20 protein-coding genes are annotated in these 22,347 nt (G+C 56.8%); 13 read left to right on the forward strand and 7 right to left on the reverse strand.

Translation table 11 applies throughout. From position 1 onward, the window contains the following. Positions 1 to 14: 14 nt before the first annotated feature. Positions 15 to 3,053: a trifunctional glycosyltransferase/class I SAM-dependent methyltransferase/polysaccharide deacetylase gene (locus tag OS035_RS21885; RefSeq protein ID WP_097626424.1), complete on the forward strand. Its 3,039-nt coding sequence runs from the start codon at positions 15 to 17 to the stop codon at positions 3,051 to 3,053. Here the strand turns inward: OS035_RS21885 and OS035_RS21890 are convergent. Beyond that, complete coding sequence (locus OS035_RS21890) at positions 3,042 to 4,091, reverse strand: glycosyltransferase family 2 protein (RefSeq protein ID WP_097626805.1); 1,050 nt, start codon at positions 4,089 to 4,091, stop codon at positions 3,042 to 3,044. The two genes, OS035_RS21885 and OS035_RS21890, sit on opposite strands and share 12 nt — an antisense overlap. A 1,650-nt stretch (positions 4,092 to 5,741) precedes the next feature. Here OS035_RS21890 and OS035_RS21895 point away from each other — a divergent pair. After that, positions 5,742 to 5,948, forward strand: coding sequence for a hypothetical protein (locus OS035_RS21895; RefSeq protein ID WP_012558648.1), 207 nt, complete (start codon positions 5,742 to 5,744; stop codon positions 5,946 to 5,948). A gap of 481 nt (positions 5,949 to 6,429) precedes the next feature. Here the strand turns inward: OS035_RS21895 and OS035_RS21900 are convergent, their stop codons facing one another. From OS035_RS21900 to OS035_RS21920, 5 genes are all read right to left on the reverse strand, one after another. Further along, the gene (locus OS035_RS21900; RefSeq protein WP_003590747.1) at positions 6,430 to 6,678 is read right to left on the reverse strand and encodes a hypothetical protein; all 249 of its coding nucleotides are present in this window, start codon (positions 6,676 to 6,678) and stop codon (positions 6,430 to 6,432) included. Between the two features lie 102 nt (positions 6,679 to 6,780). Then, complete coding sequence (locus tag OS035_RS21905; protein WP_097626420.1) at positions 6,781 to 7,488, reverse strand: TfuA-like protein; 708 nt, start codon at positions 7,486 to 7,488, stop codon at positions 6,781 to 6,783. Then, positions 7,485 to 8,675 carry a YcaO-like family protein gene (locus tag OS035_RS21910; protein WP_179867134.1) on the reverse strand — a complete coding sequence of 397 codons (1,191 nt, stop codon included), beginning with the start codon at positions 8,673 to 8,675 and terminating at the stop codon, positions 7,485 to 7,487. The genes OS035_RS21905 and OS035_RS21910 overlap by 4 nt, the downstream gene beginning before the upstream one ends. A 163-nt stretch (positions 8,676 to 8,838) precedes the next feature. After that, the gene (locus tag OS035_RS21915; protein WP_003590742.1) at positions 8,839 to 9,264 is read right to left on the reverse strand and encodes a helix-turn-helix domain-containing protein; all 426 of its coding nucleotides are present in this window, start codon (positions 9,262 to 9,264) and stop codon (positions 8,839 to 8,841) included. 170 nt (positions 9,265 to 9,434) lie between these two features. Continuing rightward, positions 9,435 to 10,067 (reverse strand): class I SAM-dependent methyltransferase, encoded by a 633-nt coding sequence (locus OS035_RS21920; protein WP_097626416.1) that lies wholly within the window; start codon positions 10,065 to 10,067, stop codon positions 9,435 to 9,437. 472 nt (positions 10,068 to 10,539) lie between these two features. On the opposite strand from OS035_RS21920, the gene OS035_RS21925 reads away from it, so the two are divergent. Continuing rightward, positions 10,540 to 11,427 (forward strand): DUF6030 family protein, encoded by an 888-nt coding sequence (locus OS035_RS21925; RefSeq protein WP_097626414.1) that lies wholly within the window; start codon positions 10,540 to 10,542, stop codon positions 11,425 to 11,427. A 27-nt stretch (positions 11,428 to 11,454) separates the two neighbouring features. Here OS035_RS21925 and OS035_RS21930 read toward each other — a convergent pair whose 3' ends face one another. Next, positions 11,455 to 11,790: a hypothetical protein gene (locus OS035_RS21930; RefSeq protein ID WP_245426845.1), complete on the reverse strand. Its 336-nt coding sequence runs from the start codon at positions 11,788 to 11,790 to the stop codon at positions 11,455 to 11,457. Between the two features lie 243 nt (positions 11,791 to 12,033). Here OS035_RS21930 and OS035_RS21935 point away from each other — a divergent pair, with 243 nt between their 5' ends. The 10 genes from OS035_RS21935 (at position 12,034) to OS035_RS21980 (ending at position 22,162) form a co-directional block, all read left to right on the forward strand. Further along, positions 12,034 to 13,107: an endo-1,4-beta-xylanase gene (locus OS035_RS21935; RefSeq protein ID WP_097626410.1), complete on the forward strand. Its 1,074-nt coding sequence runs from the start codon at positions 12,034 to 12,036 to the stop codon at positions 13,105 to 13,107. A gap of 31 nt (positions 13,108 to 13,138) precedes the next feature. Next, entirely contained in the window at positions 13,139 to 14,290 is a 1,152-nt protein-coding gene (locus OS035_RS21940; protein WP_003590733.1) for a glycosyltransferase, read from the forward strand. Further along, on the forward strand, positions 14,290 to 14,796 hold the full coding sequence (locus tag OS035_RS21945) for an acyltransferase (RefSeq protein ID WP_003590730.1): 507 nt from the start codon (positions 14,290 to 14,292) through the stop codon (positions 14,794 to 14,796). Before OS035_RS21940 ends, OS035_RS21945 begins: the two co-directional genes overlap by 1 nt. Beyond that, positions 14,793 to 15,695: an exopolysaccharide glucosyl ketal-pyruvate-transferase gene (pssM, locus tag OS035_RS21950; RefSeq protein WP_097626408.1), complete on the forward strand. Its 903-nt coding sequence runs from the start codon at positions 14,793 to 14,795 to the stop codon at positions 15,693 to 15,695. The genes OS035_RS21945 and pssM overlap by 4 nt, the downstream gene beginning before the upstream one ends. A 150-nt stretch (positions 15,696 to 15,845) precedes the next feature. Further along, entirely contained in the window at positions 15,846 to 17,348 is a 1,503-nt protein-coding gene (locus tag OS035_RS21955; protein ID WP_003590726.1) for a lipopolysaccharide biosynthesis protein, read from the forward strand. 31 nt (positions 17,349 to 17,379) lie between these two features. After that, positions 17,380 to 18,411 carry a polysaccharide pyruvyl transferase family protein gene (locus tag OS035_RS21960; protein ID WP_183777539.1) on the forward strand — a complete coding sequence of 344 codons (1,032 nt, stop codon included), beginning with the start codon at positions 17,380 to 17,382 and terminating at the stop codon, positions 18,409 to 18,411. Between the two features lie 12 nt (positions 18,412 to 18,423). After that, entirely contained in the window at positions 18,424 to 19,245 is an 822-nt protein-coding gene (locus OS035_RS21965; protein ID WP_097626404.1) for a galactosyl transferase, read from the forward strand. 83 nt (positions 19,246 to 19,328) lie between these two features. Continuing rightward, positions 19,329 to 20,273: a glycosyltransferase gene (locus OS035_RS21970; RefSeq protein WP_097626402.1), complete on the forward strand. Its 945-nt coding sequence runs from the start codon at positions 19,329 to 19,331 to the stop codon at positions 20,271 to 20,273. Between the two features lie 24 nt (positions 20,274 to 20,297). Further along, complete coding sequence (locus OS035_RS21975; RefSeq protein ID WP_183777538.1) at positions 20,298 to 21,182, forward strand: glycosyltransferase family 2 protein; 885 nt, start codon at positions 20,298 to 20,300, stop codon at positions 21,180 to 21,182. After that, a complete protein-coding gene (locus OS035_RS21980) occupies positions 21,179 to 22,162 on the forward strand; it encodes a glycosyltransferase family 2 protein (RefSeq protein WP_097626398.1) in 984 nt (327 codons plus the stop codon). Before OS035_RS21975 ends, OS035_RS21980 begins: the two co-directional genes overlap by 4 nt. Positions 22,163 to 22,347 lie beyond the last annotated feature (185 nt).

Raw genomic sequence — 22,347 nt, forward strand, 5'->3', positions numbered from 1 at the left:
AGGAAGCAACAATTATGCCGATGGTTTCCATCATTACACCGGCGCATGAAGCGGAAACAACGATTTCTTCGACTTTGGAAAGCCTGATAGCGCAAAGTCATGCCAACTGGGAATGCTTCATCATTGACGATGGCTCAACCGATCAGACCGCTGAGATCGCGGACCGTTTCGCGGCTGGGGATACGCGCTTCCATGTGCTGCGGCAGGAGCAGAGCGGCGTTTCAGCTGCTCGCAATGCGGGACTGGCACAAGCGAAAGGCGACTGGGTCGTCTTTCTCGACTCCGACGACGCGCTGGCACCCTTCCATCTCGAAACCATGCTGAACCACACACGAACTTTGCCGCAGGCCGACATTCTGCATTGCGGTTGGCGCCGTCTGAAAAATGGCGCTCCCTGGTGGCAGTCTCACCCCGCAGTAAAAATGGACAATCCGTTTGCCGAAGCAGCGCGCTATTGCCCTTTCGCGATCCACGCCGCCTTGCTTCGCCGGTCCCGGCTTGCAGAAATCGGCGGCTTCGATCCAGAGATGACGATGTGCGAGGACTGGGACCTGTGGCAGCGCCTCGCTCGAGCTGGCGCCGAATTTGCGCCGGTCGAAGGCCTGATGGCTGACGTTGGCGTAGAGGCCGGTTCGCTGTCGTCAAACAGGCTTAAGCATCTCGATTTTGGTCTTAAAGTGATCCGGCGCGGCCACCATTCCGATCCGCGCATAGCCTATCCGGTGCCGGCGCTCGCCCAGGGAATCACAAAAGCTGGGCTGGGAATGGCGTGCTGGTATCTTGCGATCTGGCTTGTCGGCGCCTCAATAGGTCAGGGCGACAATCCTGGCGAACTGCTTGAGCGGGTGGCAGAGCCTATCCCGCCTGACGCCGACGTTTACACGCTCTGCGCAATAATGATAGACGGGATTGTGGTCGGCGCCTTCCCCGACGAGCCGATTTGGCCCGGACTTTGGTCGAAGATCCAGGGCAAGCTTCCGGACCTAGAGGCTTGGCTCAATCGGCATGCTCCCCAAGAAGCTTTTGGCTCCCTGTTAATCCGTGCACTGGAGCGAAAGATCGCTGACCAGCTGCCAGCCAACCTGCCCGCCACGATCGGAACAACAAGAATACAGCCAATTGATTTGGATCGACCTATCGTCGACCTTATCTTGCCCGGCATTGAGCGGTTGCGCTGTTGCATCTGGCGAGGTTCGACGCTGCTCGGGCAACTGGAGTTTGTTGTCTTCGGAGCAATCGAAGCGGATGCTATACGAAGCCGACTTCGGACGGTGTTCGGCCCGGAGGTCGACGATCTGACGCACCCGTTGTCAGAAGATGGCTTCGTCAATCTTGCTGATGAGGAGGACCGGCGCGCCCCCTCCGCCAGCATGGCAGCGCGAAGCAACAGCGGAGCAGCTCAAAAGACGCTGAAGCTCATGGCGAAAATATCATATTGGACCGGAGCTAAGGCCGTAACGGGTTGGTGGAACAGGAAGGAGCCGACGCCAACACCTGTCGACGCGATATCAGGCATGGCGCATGCCGGGCGCGCCGAATTCGATCGAATCGTTGAAGAGGAAATCCAGCGGGCGGTTGCAGCCTCAACGCAGATCTCCAGGGAGACGCCGTCGAAAAAAACCGGCCCAGTCGGCGATGAGGTGCCGAGATACGATACGGAGGCGTACTGGGAGGAGCTGTTTTCCCAGGTCGACCCTTGGGATTACCAAAACAACTATGAGACTGTGAAATATCTTCAAACACTCTCGGTGTTGGACGATCGACGCTTTTCAAACGGCCTCGAGCTGGCCTGCGCGGAAGGAACCTTTACACGGATGTTGGCCTCCCGCGTCGACAACCTGCTGGCGACCGACATTTCGGCGTCGGCAGTCGCTCGAGCGGCCTCGCTTCAGGACCATGATTCCGCGGTAGCCTATCGGCAGTTGGATCTTTTGAATGACGAGCTGGAAGGGCCTTACGATCTCATCGTCTGCAGTGAAGTTCTGTACTATTTCGAGAACAGAGAAAAACTCCGGCAGATAGTCGATAAGATTGCGGGCAGTCTTCGCACCGGTGGTTGGTTCGTTACTGCCCACGCCAACCTTCTGATTGATATGCCGCATGAGACAGGATTCGGGTGGCCGCATGAATTCGGTGCGGTCGGCATAGGCGAGATGTTTGACCAGCATCCGGATTTAACTCTCTCGGTCGAAGCCAAAAGTCCGCTCTATAGAATCCAAAGGTTCGAGAAGGTGGAACACGGGGGTTTCCTTGAGCCGACACGCGTGGAAGTAAACACAGCGCAGCCTTTGCCTCTTCAGGTCGCCAGCCAGGTACGCTGGAGAGCGGGACAAGTTGTGGAAGCCGCCGCCGACTGGAACGATGTCCCGATCCTGATGTATCATCAGGTTTCGGACGACGGTGCTGAACAGCTGGCACGATACCGCCAGTCTCCGGAGGCTTTCGAAACTCAACTGGCATTCCTGCGCGATGCCGGATGGCGCGGGATGACTTTGGACCGGCTGCTTGCTTGTTTCGACGAAGGTGCCAAACCGCCAGAAAAGACATTAGTCCTGACCTTCGACGACGCTACGCGCGATTTCATGACGCATGCCCTCCCACTGCTACATCGATACGGCTTCCCATCCTCACTCTTTGTCCCAACCGGGAGGGTCGGCGGCTCTGCAATATGGGATTCGGCCTATGGATCGCCGGCTCCACTGCTAACGTGGGAGGAACTTGCGGCAGTCGCAAACAGCGACGTGACGCTGGGTGCCCACGGTGTCCGGCACGTGCGCCTCTCTGCCCTGGCACCGGAGAGCCTGTTGCGAGAGCTTGCTGGCTCCAAAGCTATGCTTGAAAAACGCCTGGGTCGAGAAGTGCTGGCGGTCGCATATCCGTACGGCGACTTCGACCCCGCTATCCGGGACATAGCCGAACAATGCGGTTACCGGATTGGGTTAAGCTGCGTCGGTGGCACGGTGCGGGCGGATGCCGATAAACTCGCATTGAAAAGACAGGAGGTTTTTCGCGGGATCACCCAGTCAGAGTTCGCAAATCTGTTAGTTGGCTGAGACAAGAATGGGGTAGTCCACCGTCCAACCCGCATCGTACTTTGTTCCCAGAGCAAAGCGATGATTGGGATTTGGAGAGAAATTAGGTTCCTGCTTCAGCCATGATCGAGCCTTTTTTTTGAGGTTCGCCATTGCCTTTGCTCTCGCGTCGACCACAAGCATCTCGGCAGCAATGGGCTTGTCATATCGCGACATGGTAGCCACAAGTCCGATGAGCGCGCGGTATTGGCCTTGTTCAACCGCCCTCTGGGCGAGCCACCGGCCACAGCGGCTTAAGCCTGCCCGGATCGCAAGAACCTTTTCCGGGTGCCTCTTTAGCATTTCATCCGCGACCAAAATCCAGGACCGAAGCATTCGCGTCAAATTTGCTGACATGTTGTCGGGGGTTTGGCGATAACCGACAAGATAATCTGGAACCACTGCAAAATGCGAGAGTTCAGCGGCCAGGCAGTAGAAGAGATAATCTTCACATCCCTGCGCCTTGCGCTGTTGGAGCGAGGAGTCAAATCCTCCTGTCGCGTCGAGGACAGTCCGCCGTACGAGTGGCGAGCTTCCATTTCCAATGAAGTTTTGAGCAAGTACGCCGTCGAGCGCATCTCCCTCGACGGAAACTTCATTGCTCCGGTAAATAACGTAATTGTTGTGATCTATCATAGCGTACCAAGTGTAGACCAGTCCGACTTGTGGGCCTCCTGACTCCAATGCCGCCAACTGTCGCTCAATTTTATCGGGTGACCAGAGGTCATCAGCATCTAGGAATGCCACCAGGTCGGCGGAGGTAGAGCGCCAACCCGCATTTCTAGCAGCAGCGACCCCTGAATTTCTTTGCTTCAATACTCGCACGCGCGGATCGATTTTAGCGATTTCATGCGCAATAGCCAGGGTATCGTCCTTCGAACCGTCGTCCACCACGACGATATCGAGCGCGCGATGCGTTTGATTGCGAACGCTGCTGATTGTTTCAGCCAGAGTTCCTTCCGCGTTGTAGGCCGGGATTACAACAGCAACAGTTACTTCACTTCCTGCCGATTTCTTCAAGCTCTCAACTCCGAAGTCCACGCGATCGCAAAGAGGTTACACCAGGATGGACGTTTGAGTTTCCATAAATGGACTAATGGTTATACGACAACGATATTTCTAGCCAGCACCTGTTGGTAGTCGATAGATTGCCGCTACAAAAGCGACGCGGCCGCCAAAAAGACGGTTACCATCTACCTGTGAGGAAGCTGATCTGTATCCATCCCGCCTCGCCGAGACGCCGGCCGGGGCAACGGTACTCCGTTCCGCATCGCTCAGGCCTCGCATCTGCGGTGGATCAAACGGTATACTCAGTCGCGCGATCGGCGTTCTCGCCGGCTGAGGCCGCCCGAAATGCGATCCACAGACCTCTCGACATCATCAAGTTGATACAGGAGGTCGGTTGCGGATCCGGTGCTGCTGGCTTACCGCGTGCACAAAGGCAAAGTCGCCGGCTGCTCTTAGAAATGATGGATGGTTGAGAATGCTCGTCGGGGTGAGCTTTCCATTTGGCGACCCTTGAAGGATACTATGCTCGGAGAACACAATTAAAGTAATTGTATAATTACCCCAATAAAAATCTTAGACAAGATCGAATTTAGCTGCAATCATACCTACGCACTGTGCAAGCATTTCTACCGGAGGACCCGCCACCCACCCCGGCGGGTTCTCTGCTTTGCTTCCCGGACGCTTGCCGCAAATGCGATTGCTGTTGCCTTTGTATCGGCATAGAAAATATTGCTTTGAATAATGGTATCGCCCGGCAGAGATCTGCCTGATGAGATAAACTCACATTCTTCTAACTGTAGACTGGAGGCCCGCCGCCAGCGCGGGCGATATCGGCAGCTATATTTCAAAGGCGATCCCGACGCCTACCTATGCATCGATGTAATTTTACCAACAACCGATGTCACACAGTCGATATCGACACATGTTAGCCACTAATAAACCGCGAGAACCGCAGTACAATACATAGCGCAATTATATACGCATAAAATTTAAGCCATCTTTTAATTGATATTTAAATACAACCTCCATCTGAAACTTATTATTTAACCTTTTGATAAAAATTTTCTTGATCACTCCGATTAGCGGCCGCAGGTTATTCTGTCTCTAATTACTGCCGTCCTCGGGTTCCAGTGTTTATCAGGGGGCAAAAAGTCAGCTGAAGCCGCTTCCCACCTCGGGTTTCAGCCGCCCCGCAAACTTCGCGGCTACACCGGATGAGGATCATACTTGATGGCTCGGCAGTCACGGAGATGACCGCACGCCGGAGCGTTGCCGGTGCCACCAATGACGGTCCCGTGACGGCAGTGGAGATATATGATGGCGCAACATGTCGCCAGATCAGATGGTTAGACCGCAAACACAGCGCAATTCCGCCGGCAGCAGTGGGTCTGTCCGTCTCAACCGCAGCGCATAGGTTCCGGCATGTCCGGCCGAGATACCGACGCCAAGCCGCGGCGTCAGCCTCGTTCGCGATCTTCCGACACGAAGCGACCGGCCTTCTTCGAGCCCGTCCCGTTGAACACGCCGAAGGCGTCTTATGGTGCGCCACACCTGTGTCGAAATGGTCGCACCTCGACAGGGAATTAACCCTTCATAAAGCATTTGCTTGCTCAACTTATAATTTGTGTCATGGTCACTGTAAGTAGTGAGGGAGCCGACCTGATGAGTGATATAGCATCGCATATTCCGGAATTTGGTTACGATGAACGCGTGATGATTTGCCGGAAGCAGATCGAGAAGGCGGTTTATCAGTTCATTGCAAATACGAAGGTCGAAGGGTGCGATCCGGCGGAAGTCGCAATGGCCATCGCAGACATTGCCGACGATTACATTTTACTCCTGGCCCAGAAGCGCAATTTGACCCACTGAGATCAGGGATCGGCCGTCGATCGGCCGATCGCGCAGAAGCCATGTGAACGCGAAGTCGCGCCGCTTCCCTTCCCGGAAGCAACGTCGAGGATACCGTAACTCTTCGCTTGTAGCCGAACAGCGGATCGTTTCAGACAGATCCTGAGCAACGCTTCGACCATCCGTAGCCCCAACAACCCGAACCTCTCCAAACAGCAGTTGAGATGGATTTGCCCAGGCGTGAGCTTGAGCTCTTTATCTCCCGCGAAGGGATCGAATGGTTCCCCGCGCGCCGCCTCCATAATCGTACAAACATAACCGCGAAAATCGATGTTGATTTTCGCGGTTATGCGCAAGTTTGAAGGCGTGACGCATCGCGCCGAGCGACGCGCGATATGTCCTTTGTCTAATGCATATCACCCGGAACGCTGGACACTTCCGGGCGACAGGCATTAGAGCGGTTCAACTGTTATGGAAGCGCAGAACCGCTCCAGTCGTTTGGCTAGTGACAGCTCACACTCACTTGCGGAACCGGCGAGCTCAATTCGGCCAGTTCCCTGGTGAAGCCTTCCCCCACCTCCTGCTTCACCGCCTCGAGCGCCAGATCGAGGCAATTCGTCGCGAATTGCAGCTTGACATCGTCAGCGACCTGTCGCGCGTAGGCTATCATCCGTGCCAGCGCGATGAGTTCGTTCAGACCATCTTCCGCCCCTTGGTCTGCATTTGCCTTGGCAATTGATGTCACGCCCATGAGCATTTCTCCAACGAATTGAAGTAATGATACGCGCGCAGAGGTGATTGAGCCCGTGAAAAAAGCGTGACACAACCATTGGTGAGAATTGCTGCTTTCGATTTACAATGCAGAACGCGTACTGAACGCGGTTGCATGCAGCTTCCAGGGCAGATCGGCGTTCGAGCGGATGTCACGAGCGTCCTGCACGGCTTTCAGCAATTCCAGGGCATCGATGCGTTTTTGATCGACAGAATTCGAAAGAAGCGTCGCCAGCAGCTGCGGACGGTCCGGCTCGGCTATACCGGCGCATTGCTCGACGATCGCCCGCCACGTCCTCTTCTTGAAAAAGATCGCGTTTGCCGCATCTTCGAGCCACTCGCGCAGGCCAGCTGCGAGCAGTCCGCTATCTGCCATCGCATCGAGCGTGGCGGTGACATTGACGAGCGGTATAGTCAGCGGCTTGCTGCCGAGCGCGCTCGGCGCGTGCATGAGTGCGACGGCGGCATCGTCCAGCAGCCGACCGGTGCGATAGTCTTCGAAAATGCGGCCGATCCCAATCATCCCGAACGGATGACATTCCGCAGCCCGCAAGGCGCCCATGCTTGCTGCCCCGAGAACGGCCACGCCAAGCGAGAGAGCATGGAGAATTTCCTTGTGCCAGACCGGTGCGGCATATTCGAAGCCGCCGTCGATCAGGCCGATGACGTTGGCGCCCTGTTCCACCTGAGCCAGGACATCGCCTTGCATGGCGGGCGGCAGGACGCGGACCGCCTCGCCGGCGAGCGATGCCGCATCGTGAAGACTGGGACCTGCGAAAATGATCTTCAAAACCCGATCGCCTTGGCCAGAGCCCTTGTTCCAAATCGCCGGGCGCGCTCCCCCTCCGGATTTTCGAGCTCGGGGATAACAATCTTGACGACGCTGAAGGGAAGCGTGTCGTCGCTGAGGCGGACTAGGATGACCGAAGCGATCCCTCGGTTGCGCAGAGCGTCAAGCACTTGTTGCAGCAGCTCCGGCAGATTCCGTGCCCGATAGCCTGCCGCGCCGTCATGGCGGAGGCCGGCAGGCGGTGCGGCAACCGCATCGAAGGCCCGTCGCATCAGCGACGGAAGGGATCTTAAGAAAGTGGCAGGAGAAATATCGTCCCTGGCGCCGCTGATATAGGTCAGCCGGGATTGCACGGCTTCCGTCACCGCCCGAATGGCCGCCCGCACGGGAGACGGGTGCGCCCCGGTGCCGCCGGTCACCTCGACGAGCCGAATGTCCCTGTCAGCGTGACCATGCCTGGAGCCTGGAATTAGCTCCCTAGGACCGAGCATCGCGGTGAAACAGGGGATCGCGATGTCGCTGGTGATATCGAACAGCCGGAGCGCCAATCCCGATGCTTCGATCTTGTCGACCAGCCCGTTAAGGGCACCATCCTCAAAGCCGCGGGGATCGACGCAGCCGGCATAGAGATTGGCTTCCCCACCCACCTGCCACAGCACCTGAGCGTCACGCTCGATGCGCTCCAGGACGCCATGAAAAATTGCCTCCTCGACACTGTTTCCCGAAGCCAGGCCATCCGACGACATCCAGTATCGCGCGTCCCGCGTCCGGTCGAGCAACACCGCTTCGAAGGGAATGTGGATTTCGTCGCCGCTGAGGATATTGATACCAGCAACCCATTCGGTTTCGTCATCCGGCCCGAGATCGGGTTTATGGACGGCGGTCAGGCAGCTCAACCTGTCGACTTGGTAGCCCATCGCCTGCAGGCGGGAACAGGAACCGTGGACGCGCTTGACGAAGGGTTCGCCGGCAACAGCCCGTTCGAGGGCCTCCATGACAGTGGATACCTTGGCGTCCAGATCGGTCAGGCCCTTTCCTTGAGCAATCACGATCGACCGCGAATTCGGGGCATAGGCGCACCAGACGGGAATTCCGATGTCATCCAAGCCGGTATGTCGCGCAACCCTGGTAATGCCGAACCTAGCCAAAAAGGGTTCGACGCGGGAAAGAGTCTCTCCCGGCGATATGATCCTGTCGGAATAGTGGGCCGGATGTAGGGCTGAATTCATAGCGCCCCGGCATAGATATGGGCCGTCATCAACAGCCCCATGACCGGACGGCTGAGCAGTCACCATTCGTCTCGATCAACCGCAGATCGCCGAATGTTTGCAGGCGATGCACCATCCGTCCTCAGCCGTTTACAACCGGATCCTGCAAATCACCGTCGATCTCCGACAAGCCGGCGACGGCCAGACTTTTGGCCAATGCCACCAGTTTTTGCCTGATATTCGGATCCTCGATAGCGATGAACGCCTTGTTGAGCGCCAGCCCCTCCTTCGAGGACAAAAACTTGTTCAATTCGCTCGTCTCGCCTTCGATCGGTCCGGAGCCACCGTTCTCGAAGAAAAAGCCGATAGGCACGCGAAGAATCTCGGATATGCGCTGAAGGCGGCTGGCGCCTATCCGGTTCGTTCCTTTTTCGTATTTCTGGATCTGCTGGAAGGTAATGCCCAGAAGTTCGGCCAGACCATGCTGGGTCATCCCGAGCGTCTTTCGCCGCACCCTGACGCGGTTGCCAACATAGACGTCGATCGAATTCGGGGATTTAGCCTTCATGTGAATAAGTCTCCCACTTTATCAGCATGCCAGCCGTATAATGGAGAGTTTAAGCAAAAATGCAACTAAAAGTAAATATTTCGTAACGATTTTTTTCAGCGCTGCTCACAGTATAAACAACCTGCGCTCGCGCACTGCTGTTCGAAATGACGGCCGCTTAGAAACCGCCCCTAAAGAGGCTTTTGAGCCACGGCGATCATCGACTTAGCCAAGACGGGAATTCTTCCGACATAACGAAAACGGACGTTATCGAAGCCGGCATCCAGCAGCAGCATGCTCAAGGTGTCTTTCGACCAGAACTTGATATGCCCATGATCCTTCAGCGGCATGAAGTGATCATCCATTTTCCCCATCGTGGCGAGTGCAAGGTTCTTCAGATAACCGTGATAGGGCGTCGACATCACGGCGACGCCGCCCGGCTTGACAAGATCGTACACCGTCGAGGCGAATGCCCTCGGATCGTAGACATGCTCGACAACCTCCAGGCTGATGACGGCGTTGAACGTGCCGTACTCCCGGGAAAGATCGTCATAGGCCGAGCCGACATTCAGCGGCAGTTCGGGATAGTTGATATTGGCCTTGGCAATACCATCGCTGGAAGGATCAACGCCAACGACATAATAACCCCTCTCCGCAAGAGCAGCGGCCGCGCCGCCCGTACCACATCCCAAATCAAAGACGTCGTTTTTCGCAGAACCGTCGAAATGGCTCTCCAGCGCGTCAAGCACGGCGGGCAAGATGTAGGAATGCGCGGTTGTCGGCTTGGCATGAACATAGGTAGTTGCGTCTAATTCGACGGACATGTCCCCCTCCGCAATTGCGCGGCAGACACTATCGAAGAATACGTCCAAAATTTGATGAGATCCACCAAACAGCAAGGATATAAAAAGATATAATCCGGAGTTTTATAATTAAAAACAAAATCTATGCGCGAAATATTAAAAATTCGACGAACAAAATACACAAGAGAATACAGAATCTCGGAAAATACTTTAAATAATTCAATGGATTCATTGAATTCAAGACAACGATCAAAAGCAATATCTCGAAGTTACGAAAGCACCAGACCAGCGGCGACTGCTTTCATAGAGCCGCACGAGCTGTTCCCGATTGGATGGTGCTGCGTCTTCACCGAATTTGCCGCGCCCATCCTGATGGCGAGGGCATAAAGGCGCCCAATTGCCGACACGAAGCCAAAGATATTTAACGGATAAATGTATACTGCTGGATTTAGACAGCCCGATCGAAATCCTTCTCGGACCGGAGAAGACAAGCTTGCCCGATAATTCGTCGTCCGCAAATGCGAAACAGCCATTGGGAAAACCGACGATTCCCGTGGTCTTCTGGTTGCTGCTGACGATCTCCCTGTCGCTGGTCATGGGAACGGTGCTTCTTTCCAACGACATGAAACACTTGAAGACGGTGGGCCATTATTTTGGCTTCGATCTCTTTCCCCCTGTCATTAGGCCGCCCTCCCCCAAAGCCTTTCCCCGCCCGACGCCGCCCGCCGCCTTTACGCTTCCGTTGCATCTTATCGACCCGCCGGTGGCGCAGACCGTGTCGACCTTTCTACGCACGTGGCGAATATCCGGGCCCGCAATGTGTGCAGCTCTGCGCGATGCCGGTATCGAAACCAGCGATTGGGCGGCGGCGAGCTTCAACGCCGATACGTTCGAATGCTTTTTCGAACATGGCGTCAAGCGGGAAAAGGATCAGCTTCCGAGTTCCATCTTCGTCATCGTTCGCGGCGACGCCGCCGGCGTGATCAGCAATATGCGGGTGAAAATCATCAATCCCGAGACGGAGCAAAACGGCCAGCTCGATCCCGCCATCCTGCGAATCTTCGAAACCATGTTGCGGCAACCGCAATGGCTGGATTTTCACGAGACGTTGAACGCAATCAAGAATCTGAAAGACATCAAGGAAGACGGTTTCGGAGCCAGCATCAACTTCGCCCGTGAGGTGCTCAATCCCGGGCGCTATAATTTCACGCTGTCGCTGGATGCGACCTCCGGGCCCCAGAAAAGAACAAGAAGCTATTTTTCCGACAGAACATGGCTTCCATCGCCCGAACCGACGGTCGAGCCCAACGTGCCACCGGCACAGCTATCCACCCCTGCCGATGCCGAGGCACCCGCAAGAAATGCGGACCATCCGCGTTAGGATCTCCGGAGATTATGCGTCGGTTTGTCACGCCATATAACTTGCATCGTCGTGATGCGTGGCCAGTCTCCTGTAAAGCTCTTTCAAACTTTCCGCGCTCGGCCGTTCGGTGCCGTCTCCGCCCGCCAGGCGCCAGAGACGCTCGACATTGAGGTCCTGCGTGACCTGGGCAAGCTCATCGCTCAGTGAGCGAATAGCTGCCGCCGATCGACGCAACCGCGAGGATGTTCTGATCAGTGCTGCAAACAGGATGAGAATGATGCCGACGACACCCAGGACAAGGGCTGTGAACTGCCGGCCGTCGAGAAGGAATAGGTCGTTTCGGACGGTCGCCATAAAAAAAGCGGCATTTTGAAATGCCATATGAAAACAGCTCATCGGATAGCTAAACCAATATTCCATCGCGGGCGCCCTCCAGAACGGTTTATATCTTGGAGCAAGCTGGAAAGTCTAGCAGATACCGACAATATCCCCTAGTTCGACAGTATATTTGAGGTTGCATTACTCTACTGAATTGAAACACAGACCCGCGATAGATCGTTGCCGGCGAGCCTGGCCCGTTAAATTCCGCCGCGGACATGAAAAAAGCCAACAGTGAGAGATAGAATGAATAGAAGACGTTTCCTCGCCTCGATTCCGCTTGCTCTGTTGTATGCCAATGCGGGCGACGTCCTCGCACAGGTGCCTCCGGCGAAAGGGTTGCGCGCCGTTGCCGACAGCAAGGCGTTCCGATTCGGATCGGCAATCGACCTGCAGGACATAAACGACCCAATCGCTTCCGGGATCTACACCGACAACGTCAATTCGATAACGCCCCGAAACGAGCTGAAATGGAATGCGACGGAAAAGAGACCGGGTGTATTCAGCTTCAAGAATGCCGACCTTATGGTTGCATTTGCACGCAAAAATAACATGAGGGTTTATGGCCATACGTTGATCTGGTATCGCGTCCCGGAGTGGGTGTCTGAGATCACCGACGCAAAGACGATTCAGGCGACGATGAACCGTCATATAAAACAGGTTGTCACTCGCTATAAGAACTCGATCGACGCTTGGGATGTGGTGAACGAGCCGTTGGAATATGATGCGCCGGATCTGCGAAATTGTGTTTTCCGACGCCTTCTTGGCGACGACTATATCCGTATGAGCTTCGACATGGCACATCAGGCCAATCCCGGCGCGACGCTTGTGCTCAACGAAACGCATCTGGAGAAAAAATCCGACGTGTTCGAACTGAAGCGCGCCCGCATCCTGAAAATCGTCGAGGACCTCGTCGCCCGGAAAACGCCGATCGGCGCGGTCGGGCTGCAGGCGCATTTCCGGCCCGGCCTCGACCGAATCGATCCGGAAGGAATGGGGCGCTTCTGCGCCGCGCTGAAGGACATGGGGGTCGGCGTTTTCATCACCGAACTCGATGCGTCCTGCCACTTCCTCAACCGCGACAAAGGCTTCACGCCGGCGTCATACGGCGGTATTTTCAGTGACGTGATCACCGTGGCGGCCGAGCGTGGCGACTTGAAAGGCGTGACGGTATGGGGCATGTCGGAAAAATACGCCGAGCCCGACGAGAAGGCGGCCGGTCCCGACGCGGCTTGCACCAAGCGCGTTAATCTTTACGACGAAAACAACACGCCGAGAAGTGCAGTTGATGGCATCCGACGGGCAATAGAGGCGATGTGATGCGCAAGACAACGGAGACATCGACAGATTCATGAGAAAAGCCGTTATTTACGTGGAAAAATTTTTGCCTGCCAGCCAGGCATTTGTTCTCAATCAGGCGGTGGCATTTCGTTCCTTCGAAGCTGAAATTCTTGCCGGGTCCCGAATTTCTTCCGCCCATACCAAAAAATCCACTGTTCCGGTTCATGACATCCGTCGGTCTCCCGTTGCGAGGGCTGGTGAACTGCTTCTGAAAATCCCCCAGATCGGCCTCCCCTTTCTCTTTCCCGCGATCGGCAATGCCGATGTTATCCACGCCCATTTCGGCAAGAACGGTTATGTCATCGGGCCCCTGGCGCGCGCCGCCGGCAAGCCGCTGGTCACGACATTCCACGGCTTCGACGCCACCTACGGCGGCGATCCGAAAAAGCCGGGCGGCTTCAACCAAGTGCGCTTCTTCGCCAAGGGACGCCGGGAGATGGCCGGCTGGAACAGCTGGAATATCGCCGTCTCCGATTTCATCCGCGACCGGCTGCTGGCGCTCGGCTTTCGCGCCGACCGGGTCTTCCGCCACCACATTGGCATCGATCTCGACCTCTTCAAAATGGAACCGCGTCCCCGAAAAAAAGGACTGGTGGTTTCCATTGCCCGTTTCGTCGACTATAAGGGCCACCGCTTCATGATCGACGCGCTGTCGCGCGTGGCGGCGACCGGCACCCCGGTCGAATTCGTCATGGTGGGTCAGGGACCGCTGAAAGAGGAAATCGAGGCGCTGGCGCGTCGTTCCTTGCCAAGCGTCACGATCCATGAAAATCTGTCGCAGACGGAGATAAGGGATCTGCTCGCCAGTGCGGAGCTCTATCTTCATGGCAGCGTGACCCTCGACAATGGTCACGCTGAAGCGTTCGGCCTCGCCAATCTAGAGGCGGAAGCCGTCGGAACTCCGGTCGTCGCATTTCGCTCGGGAGGCGTGGGCGAAGCGATCGAAGAGGGGAAAACTGGTTATCTCGTGGAGGAGCGGGATGTCGCAGGAATGGCCGAAGCCGTCGGAAGGCTGCTCAACGACCAGTCCCTGTGGACAGCCTTCAGCGCGCGGGCACCGCTTCTGGTGGCCGAGCGCTTCGACTTACGTCGTCAGACGGGGATGCTCGAGGACTATTACAGTTCCGTGCTAGACGAATTTTCCAGCCGGGGTCGGACTTGATGGTGCAGACAGGAAAGAAGCCGAAGTGGGGACTGAACGTATTTCGTCCGCTGCGGAACAGCATAGTGACGGCCAAGTGGCTCTATTATACGAAATTCTGGGGTATGGACATCGATCCGACGGCGAGCTTTTCCCTAAGCGTCCGGTTCGACAAGACCAATCCGAAAGGCCTTCATATCGGCGCGGAAACCTATGTCGCCTTTGAGGCAGCGATCCTGACGCATGACCTCACGCGCGGGCTCTACCTTCACACGCGAATCGGCAAACGCTGCTTCATCGGCGCCCGCAGCATCATTCTGCCCGGTGTTGAAATCGGCGACGAATGCGTTATCGGCTCCGGCTCGGTGGTGACCAGGAGCGTGCCGCCGCGTTCGCTCGTGGCGGGCAATCCGGCAAAGATCATCCGCAGCGACATCAAGATCATTTCGCGTTACGGCCGCATGGCACGCGAAGACGAAGCGGTCTCGCAGATCGTCACGCATTTGCCGACTGGAGAAGCACGATGAAGATGTTTGCCTATCGCGGGAAACACGAGAATTTTGGCGACGAGCTCAACCATTGGCTCTGGGAGCGGCTGCTGCCCGACTTCTTCGATGATGACGAAGGTCAGCTCTTTCTCGGCATCGGTTCGATCCTCTACGACAATTTCGATCCGAACATGCAGAAGATCGTCTTCGGCTCAGGTTATGGCGGTTACACCAACCCGCCGAAAGTCGACGGCAACTGGACCTTCTATTTCGTGCGTGGAAAGAAGACCGCCGAAGTCCTCGGCATCGATCCGAGCTACGCCATCGGCGATTCGGGCATCCTGACCCGCAGTTGCTGGGATGCAAAAAGCATCGAGAAGCGCTACCCGGTCTCCTTCATGCCGCACTACGAAAGCGCCATGTACGGCAGCTGGGACAAGGTCTGCGATCTCGCCGGTATTCACTATATCGATCCGCGCTGGTCGGTGGAAAAGGTTCTGACCGAAATCAGCGCATCACATAAGGTTGTGTCGGAAGCGATGCATGGCTGCATTATTTCGGATGCGCTGCGCGTTCCGTGGCGGGCGATCCGCCCGATCGCGCCGGGGAACAGAGCCAAGTGGTATGACTGGGCGAGTGCGCTCGATCTGGAGATCGATTTCGACCCGATCGGCCCGTCGAACCTCGTCGAGGTCGGAGCGTCGCTGGTGCGGAAAAATACCACCCTGTTGAAGAACATTACATTCCGTCACCGCCGCATTCGCCAACTGACCGGAAATTACGTCTTCGGATCGACGGTCAAGACGTTGCAGCGGGTGGCGGAGAAGCCGGGCCAGCTCAGCACAGACGAGTCGATCGTAAGAGCACACGATAGAATGCTGGTCGAACTGAACCGGCTGAAGCAAGATTTTTCCAAGAAAACGGCAAGCGCCCTCTAAGATCGCAACCGGTTTCGTGACGAGGCAATAAGGCATGATGCTTTTCGACTCCCTCAATACCCTCTGCGCCCGCAAGGGCCAGAAGCACCTTGAATGTGCATGTGGTCCGCTCAAATGGTCGATATCCTCGATCTCGGGAGCCGTTCGCCCATGAGCAGTGTGACCGACCGACTGATTCAAGGCAGCATGTGGCTGAGCCTGTCCCGCGCCATCGTCAACGGGCTTTCGGCACTCAGCACCTTTGTCCTCGCCTGGTATCTCGTACCGGCGGATTTTGGTCTCGTCGCCATTGCAACGACGATCCAGGTCATCTTGAGTTCGGTCACCGAGCTTTCGCTCAATCAGGCGCTCATCCGCCACGAGTCTCCGAGCGAAACGCACTTCAGCGCGGTTTGGACATTGAGCGTGACGAGAAGCGCCATATTGGCGCTGCTGTTTGCCGCCGCGTCCTATCCGATTGCCGAGTTTTACAACGAACCTCGTTTGACGAGTGTGATGCTTGCTCTGAGTTTCAGCCTGCTGCTGAGCGGTCTCGCCAATCCGCGCCGCGTCATGCTCCAGCGCGATCTGATCTTCTGGCAGGAATTCGTCCTCAACGTCTCGCAAAAGCTCGTCGGCTTCATCGTGACGGTGGCAATTGCTGCGATCTACCAGAGCTATTGGGCGCTCGTGATCGGCACGCTTGCCTATCAGGTGACCAATATCATCGTCTCCTACACCGTTTTGCCGTTCTGGCCGCGCATCACCTTCCGCCATGCCCGGGAGCTGTTTTCGTTCTCGGTGTGGCTGACGGCCGGACAGATCGTCAATACGCTGAACTGGCGGATCGAGTATCTGCTGATCGGCAAGATGCTCGGCGCCACGCAGCTTGGTCACTATACCGTCGGCAACACGCTTTCGACGCTGCCGACGCGCGAGGCGACAGCGCCGTTGAACCAGACGATTTATCCGGGCTTTTCCAAGGTCCGCAACGATCCGGTCCGGCTTATCGCAGCCTATCAGCGCGCGCAGGCGCTTCTGGCTGCGGTGGCGCTTCCGGCAGGTATTGGCATGGCGGTTGTGGCTGATCCGATGATGCGGTTGGCCTTGGGAGAGAAGTGGGCTCCCGCCATCTTCATCGTCCAGGCACTCGCATCGGTCTTCGCCCTGCAGACGCTCGGTTCGCTCGTCCAGCCACTGGGCATGGCGAAGGGCCATACCAAGATGCTGTTCATCCGCGACACGCAGATGCTGGTGGTTCGCATTCCCATCATCATCGCCGGCCTGATGATGGCCGGGCTTCCGGGCGTCGTGTATGCGCGTGTGTTCACGGGTCTGATTTCCACCGTGGTCAACATGCTTCTCGTCAAGCGGCTGATCAATCTGCCGTTCTTCCAGCAGCTGGCGGCTAATTTCCGCGCGCTTGCGAGCGTCGCCCTGATGGCCGCAGGCGTCTGGGGATTGTCGCATATCCTGAACACCCCCACCGACAAGCCGGCGCTGGCCCTGCACCTCGCCATCCTCGTCGTCACTGGCGGTATTCTCTATATCGGTTCCAGCTTTGTCCTTTGGCTCGCAATGAAGAAGCCAAATGGCCCGGAAACCGAAGTTCAGCGTATCGTCGTCAAGTTTCTGTCAAAAGCCAAACGTATTGCCGTTCCCAAGTCGGCTTAAAGCTAAAACGAACATTAACAAGTGAGGCAGAATGACCAGCCTATCCAGATCTGAGCTGATCGCAAAACTCAATGGCATGATCCATGATTGCCTGAAGGACTATGTCTCGCGCGACGAGCCGCTCGCGATCCTAGACTTCCCCGACATCCGCAATTGCGGCGACTCGGCGATCTGGCTGGGTGAGATGGCCTATCTCAACGATCGTTTCGGCAAGCGCCCGGACTATGTTTCCAGACTATACGACTTCTCCGCGGAAGAGCTGAAACGGCGCGTTCCCACAGGCCCGATCTTCATTCACGGTGGCGGCAACTTCGGCGACATCTGGGTTGCCCATCAGGATTTCCGTGAAGCGATCATGGAACGTTTCCCCGATCGGCAGATCATCCAGTTCCCGCAGTCGATCCACTACAGTTCGGCTGAGCGCATCGAGCAGTCCAAACGCGCAATCGGGCGCCACAAGAATTTCGTGCTGCTCGTGCGCGACGAAGAATCGAAGGAATTTTCCGAGAAACATTTCGACTGCACGGTGCGCCTATGCCCCGATATGGCTTTCGCCATCGGCGCGCTTCCGGAACGGGCGACGCAAATTCCCGTGCTCGCCATGCTGCGGGAGGATGCGGAACGGGTTGGCGGCACTGATCGCAATATCCCTTCCGACATTCCTGTGGAAGACTGGATCACGGAATCAAAACGGAAGGTGAATATCGCCAAGAAGCTTGGAGTAGCTTCGGCCTATCTCGCATGGAAGCCAAGCGAAGTTGCCTTGCGCAGGCTGGACGCGGCCGCGCACAACCGCTTCGAACGCGGCATCAGCCAGATCTCGCGTGCCCGCGCAATCGTCACCGACCGCCTGCACGTCCATATCTGCTCGGTGCTGCTCGGCCGTCCGCATGCCGTACTCGACAACAGCTACGGAAAGATCCGCCGTTTCATGAACGCGTTCTCCGGCGGAACGGATCTTTCCTACAAGGCAACTTCGCTCGAAGACGGGATCGAGTGGGCGCGTCACCAGGCAGCCAATCGGCGTATCGATAACAGAGAAGCTGTGAGCTTGCGGGCTTAAGGGGGTTATTCGATGCCACTTGTCACCTTCATTATCCCGGTCCGACATCAGGACAATGCCCGCGACTGGAGCAAGCTGAAGGCGAATCTCAGCCAGACCGTGGCCTCCATTTCCAACCAGACCAATGGAGATTGGCGCGGAATCATCGTGGCCAACGAAGGCGCCGATCTGCCTGATCTGCCGGAGAAATTTTCCGCCGTGCGCGTGACTTTTCCGCCGAACGACCTGCATGAACTCGGAAAGGGCAGCAAGGAGGACTTCCTTGACGCCTTCCGGGCAGACAAGGGCCGGCGCGTCCTGAGCGGCATGTTGACCGCCGCCGATAGCCGTTTTTTCATGATCGTCGACGATGATGATTTCGTCAGCTCCCGGATCGTGCAGCACGCATCCGAAAATCGGGACGCCAATGGGTGGACGATCGACCATGGTTATATCTGGGACGATGGCGGCAACTTCCTGTTCGGCCATGATGATTTCAGCCATCTCTGCGGCACATCACTGATCATTCGGGCCGATCTTTACGAACTCCCCAGCCGCTTCGAGGATGCTTCGCTCGACTGGATCAAATCGATGCTGGGCAGCCATGTCCGCATTGCGAATATACTGTCCCAGCGTGGAGCGCCGCTGACGAAACTTCCCTTTCGCGGGGCGGTCTATCGGGTTGCCCATGGCGGATCGCATAGCCAGGCACCGAGCCTGCTGCGGCAGTATTTCCTGAACCGCGGCGTGCTCACTAAGCCGCGGCGCTGGTTGCGCAATCTTCGCAAGCTGAGGGTACTCGGTGAAAGTCACAGACGCGAGTTTTTCGGCAAAATACGGTCGAACCCCGCTTAGGCGCCGATCCCGTTCAAACATCGCACAGGCAGTTAAAATATGAGACTTTTCGCTTTCGACTTCACCAAGAGGGTTGGTCACTGATGTCGGATCTATTCGTCAGCGTAATCTTTTCCTCCTACAATGGCGCCAGCCGCCGGCTGCGCCATACTTTGGATTCCTTGGTGCGCCAGGAGCTTCCGCATGATCGATGGGAACTGATTGCTGTCGACAACAACAGCAATGACGACACGTTTGATCTTTTGACCTCGTATAGCGACAAGCTCCCCATCACGATCCTGCAGCAGCGCAAGCCGGGAAAGTCCGGGGCGCTGAATTTCGCTCTGGATCGGGTGAAGGGCGATCTCGTCGTCTTTACCGATGACGATGTTCGCGCCGAACCCAACTGGCTGAAAGCCATCGTCGACTGCGCTGCCGCCCACCCGGGTTATGGCGTCTTCGGCGGCAGAATCGTCCCCGATTGGGAAAGAGAACCAAAAGACCCTTTCATCGAGTGGATCCCTATGGGCTCCACCTTTGCGATCGTCGATGAAACGCAGAGCGGGCCGTGTGACCCGACAAAAGTCTGGGGTCCGAATACGATCATTCGGCGGGAACTGCTGGGATCCAGCGTGCGCTACCGCGAAGATATCGGTCCTCTTCCCGGAAAGTTATTTGCCATGGGTGAAGATGCGGAAATCATCATTCGCCTGGCGGCAAATGGCGCCAAATCCTATCGATGCGCCGAAGCCGTGGTTCATCACTGGATTCCTGCATCGAGCGTCACCGAAGATTGGGTGCAGAAACGCGGCGAGCGTCTTGGCTATGGCATGCCGGCGCTGTTTCCCGACGAGGTGCCTGGAGGAGTGAGGTTAAGCGGCGTTCCGCTTCCGACCTGGATCGAAAGCGCGCAATGGGCATTCCGGGCAGGCACGCTTTATCTCTTGCCGCAATCCAAGAAGCGTTTCTGGGCTATCTGGAAATATTACTACATGCGGGGGTATCGTGCGGGAATTCGCCGATATGCGCCTCAGACGCTGGCGCGGTGATCGATTGATCCAGGAGGCGGTAATTTGAAGCTCTCGGTGCTCATCAATAATTACAATTATGGTCGCTTTCTCGGCCCATGCATCGATAGCGTGCTGTCGCAGACCTACCCTGACTTCGAAGTGGTGGTGGTCGACGACGGATCGACGGATGATTCCCGCGAGATTCTTGCCTCCTACGGGGATCGGATTCTGGCTGTATTAAAGGAGAACGGCGGTCAGGCCTCGAGCTTTAATGCAGGTTTTGCTGCCGCAAGCGGCGATATCCTTTTTCTCCTCGACGCCGACGATACGTTTTTGCCCGGCAAACTTGCGCGGATCGCCGAGATCTACGATCGCAACGAGATCGACTGGTGTTTCGACCGGGTGACGACCGAGGAAGGCGACCAGCCTTCTGCAGAACTGCAAGTGACGCTCTTCGACAAGCGGGACACGCTTCGCAAGGGCGGCTTTCCCTCGCTTCCGGTGCCGACATCGGGCCTGAGCTTCCGCCGCAGCCTGCTCGCCCAGATATTGCCAATGACCGTCGCGGCAGACGTCGTCCTCAGCGACAATTATATCAAGTTTGCCGCAGCCTATCTCGGCCGCGGCGCCATCGTCGAAACACCGCTGACCTTCCAGCGCATTCATGCGTCGAACCGCTATACGGGCACAAGCCGGGCAAAAACGCTGCGCCCGCGGATCATGATCGCGACAGGCCTGGAACTGGCGCGCCGATATGATGGGCTGCAGGCACTCGGCAAGAGCCTGGTGGCCGGCGGCATTGCCGAGACGACATCGCTGCTGAAGCTCAGGAGCGAAGCGCGCAACACGGTGACCGGCGGTCCGTTCGGCGATGCTGCCGCAACCGAGGTGGCCCTGATGGCGGCGCGCAAGCGTTTGGCAAATATGCTGCGGAAAGGACAGGCATGAACCAGCAGGAAACCTTCCCGCACTCGTCCGTCGGCACCGATCAGGCAGGTGCTGCGCCGTTAAAGATCGCCGTCGGGGTGCTGACCTATCGGCGTCTGGACGGAATTGCCAAGCTGCTTGACGTCATGACGCGCCAGATCAGGCACCCGGCCCGCCCCTATCATCTCACCATGGTGATCGTCGACAATGATGCGGCCGGCAGCGCCAAGGCAACGGTGGAAGGCTTTGGACAGACAGGCGCCTACGACCTGATCTACGTCGTCGAGCAAAACCAGGGCATCCCTTTTGCGCGCAACCGCGCGCTGGATTCGGCACCGCCCGGCACCGACCTCTTCTGCTTTCTCGACGATGACGAATGGCCGGACGACGGCTGGCTGGACGCCATGCTGGAGACCCGCGAGAAAAACCGCGCCGATTGCGTCTACGGCCCCGTCCAGCCGGTCTATCCCGAAAACCCGCCGGAATATTTCATCAAGGCCAGGGTATTCGAACGCAGGAAGAACACCGACGGCCAGCGCATCGGTTATGCGGCCTCGAACAACGTCATGTTCGACTATCCGCTGATCCGCTCATGGAATCTTCGTTTTGAGGAAAAGATGCGCTTCACCGGCGGCACGGATTATCTGTTCTTCAATCAGGCCATCCGCCGCGGCATGCAGATTTTCTGGGCTGACAAGGCCCTTGTCTATGACATCGTTCCCGCGAACCGGATGACCTGGAAATGGGTCTTGCAAAGACAGTACCGACTAGGCAACACCTTCGCCGTCAGCGAAGTTCTGCATGGCAACCTCAAGCGCCGGATCTATCGCGCCGCCTATGGCGCCACGAGGGTCGTGCTCGGACTGGTCATGCTGCCGGCGATCTTGATTTCACCTTACTGGGGCATGCGCGCCCTCACCCATGTTCTGCGCGGCGCCGGCATGGTTAATGGGATCCTCGGACATGCCTATCAGGAATACAAGCCCAATGCCGCCCACTGATATTATTTGCGGAAGCGCTCTTGGAGACGTCCTGGCTGTTACTATGTTTCAGCCAAAAGCATCATGCCTAATAACATCGATGAACTTGATGGCTTCAACCAGCCGGGCGAAGAATGGTACACTCCTGCTGAACCATCGTGACACAACCGCTGTTCGGACAGAACGGTTTTTCTCTCTTACCGCCG

The organism is Rhizobium sp. 268 (assembly GCF_036571585.1).
In the GTDB taxonomy this organism is placed as follows: Bacteria; Pseudomonadota; Alphaproteobacteria; order Rhizobiales; family Rhizobiaceae; genus Rhizobium; species Rhizobium redzepovicii.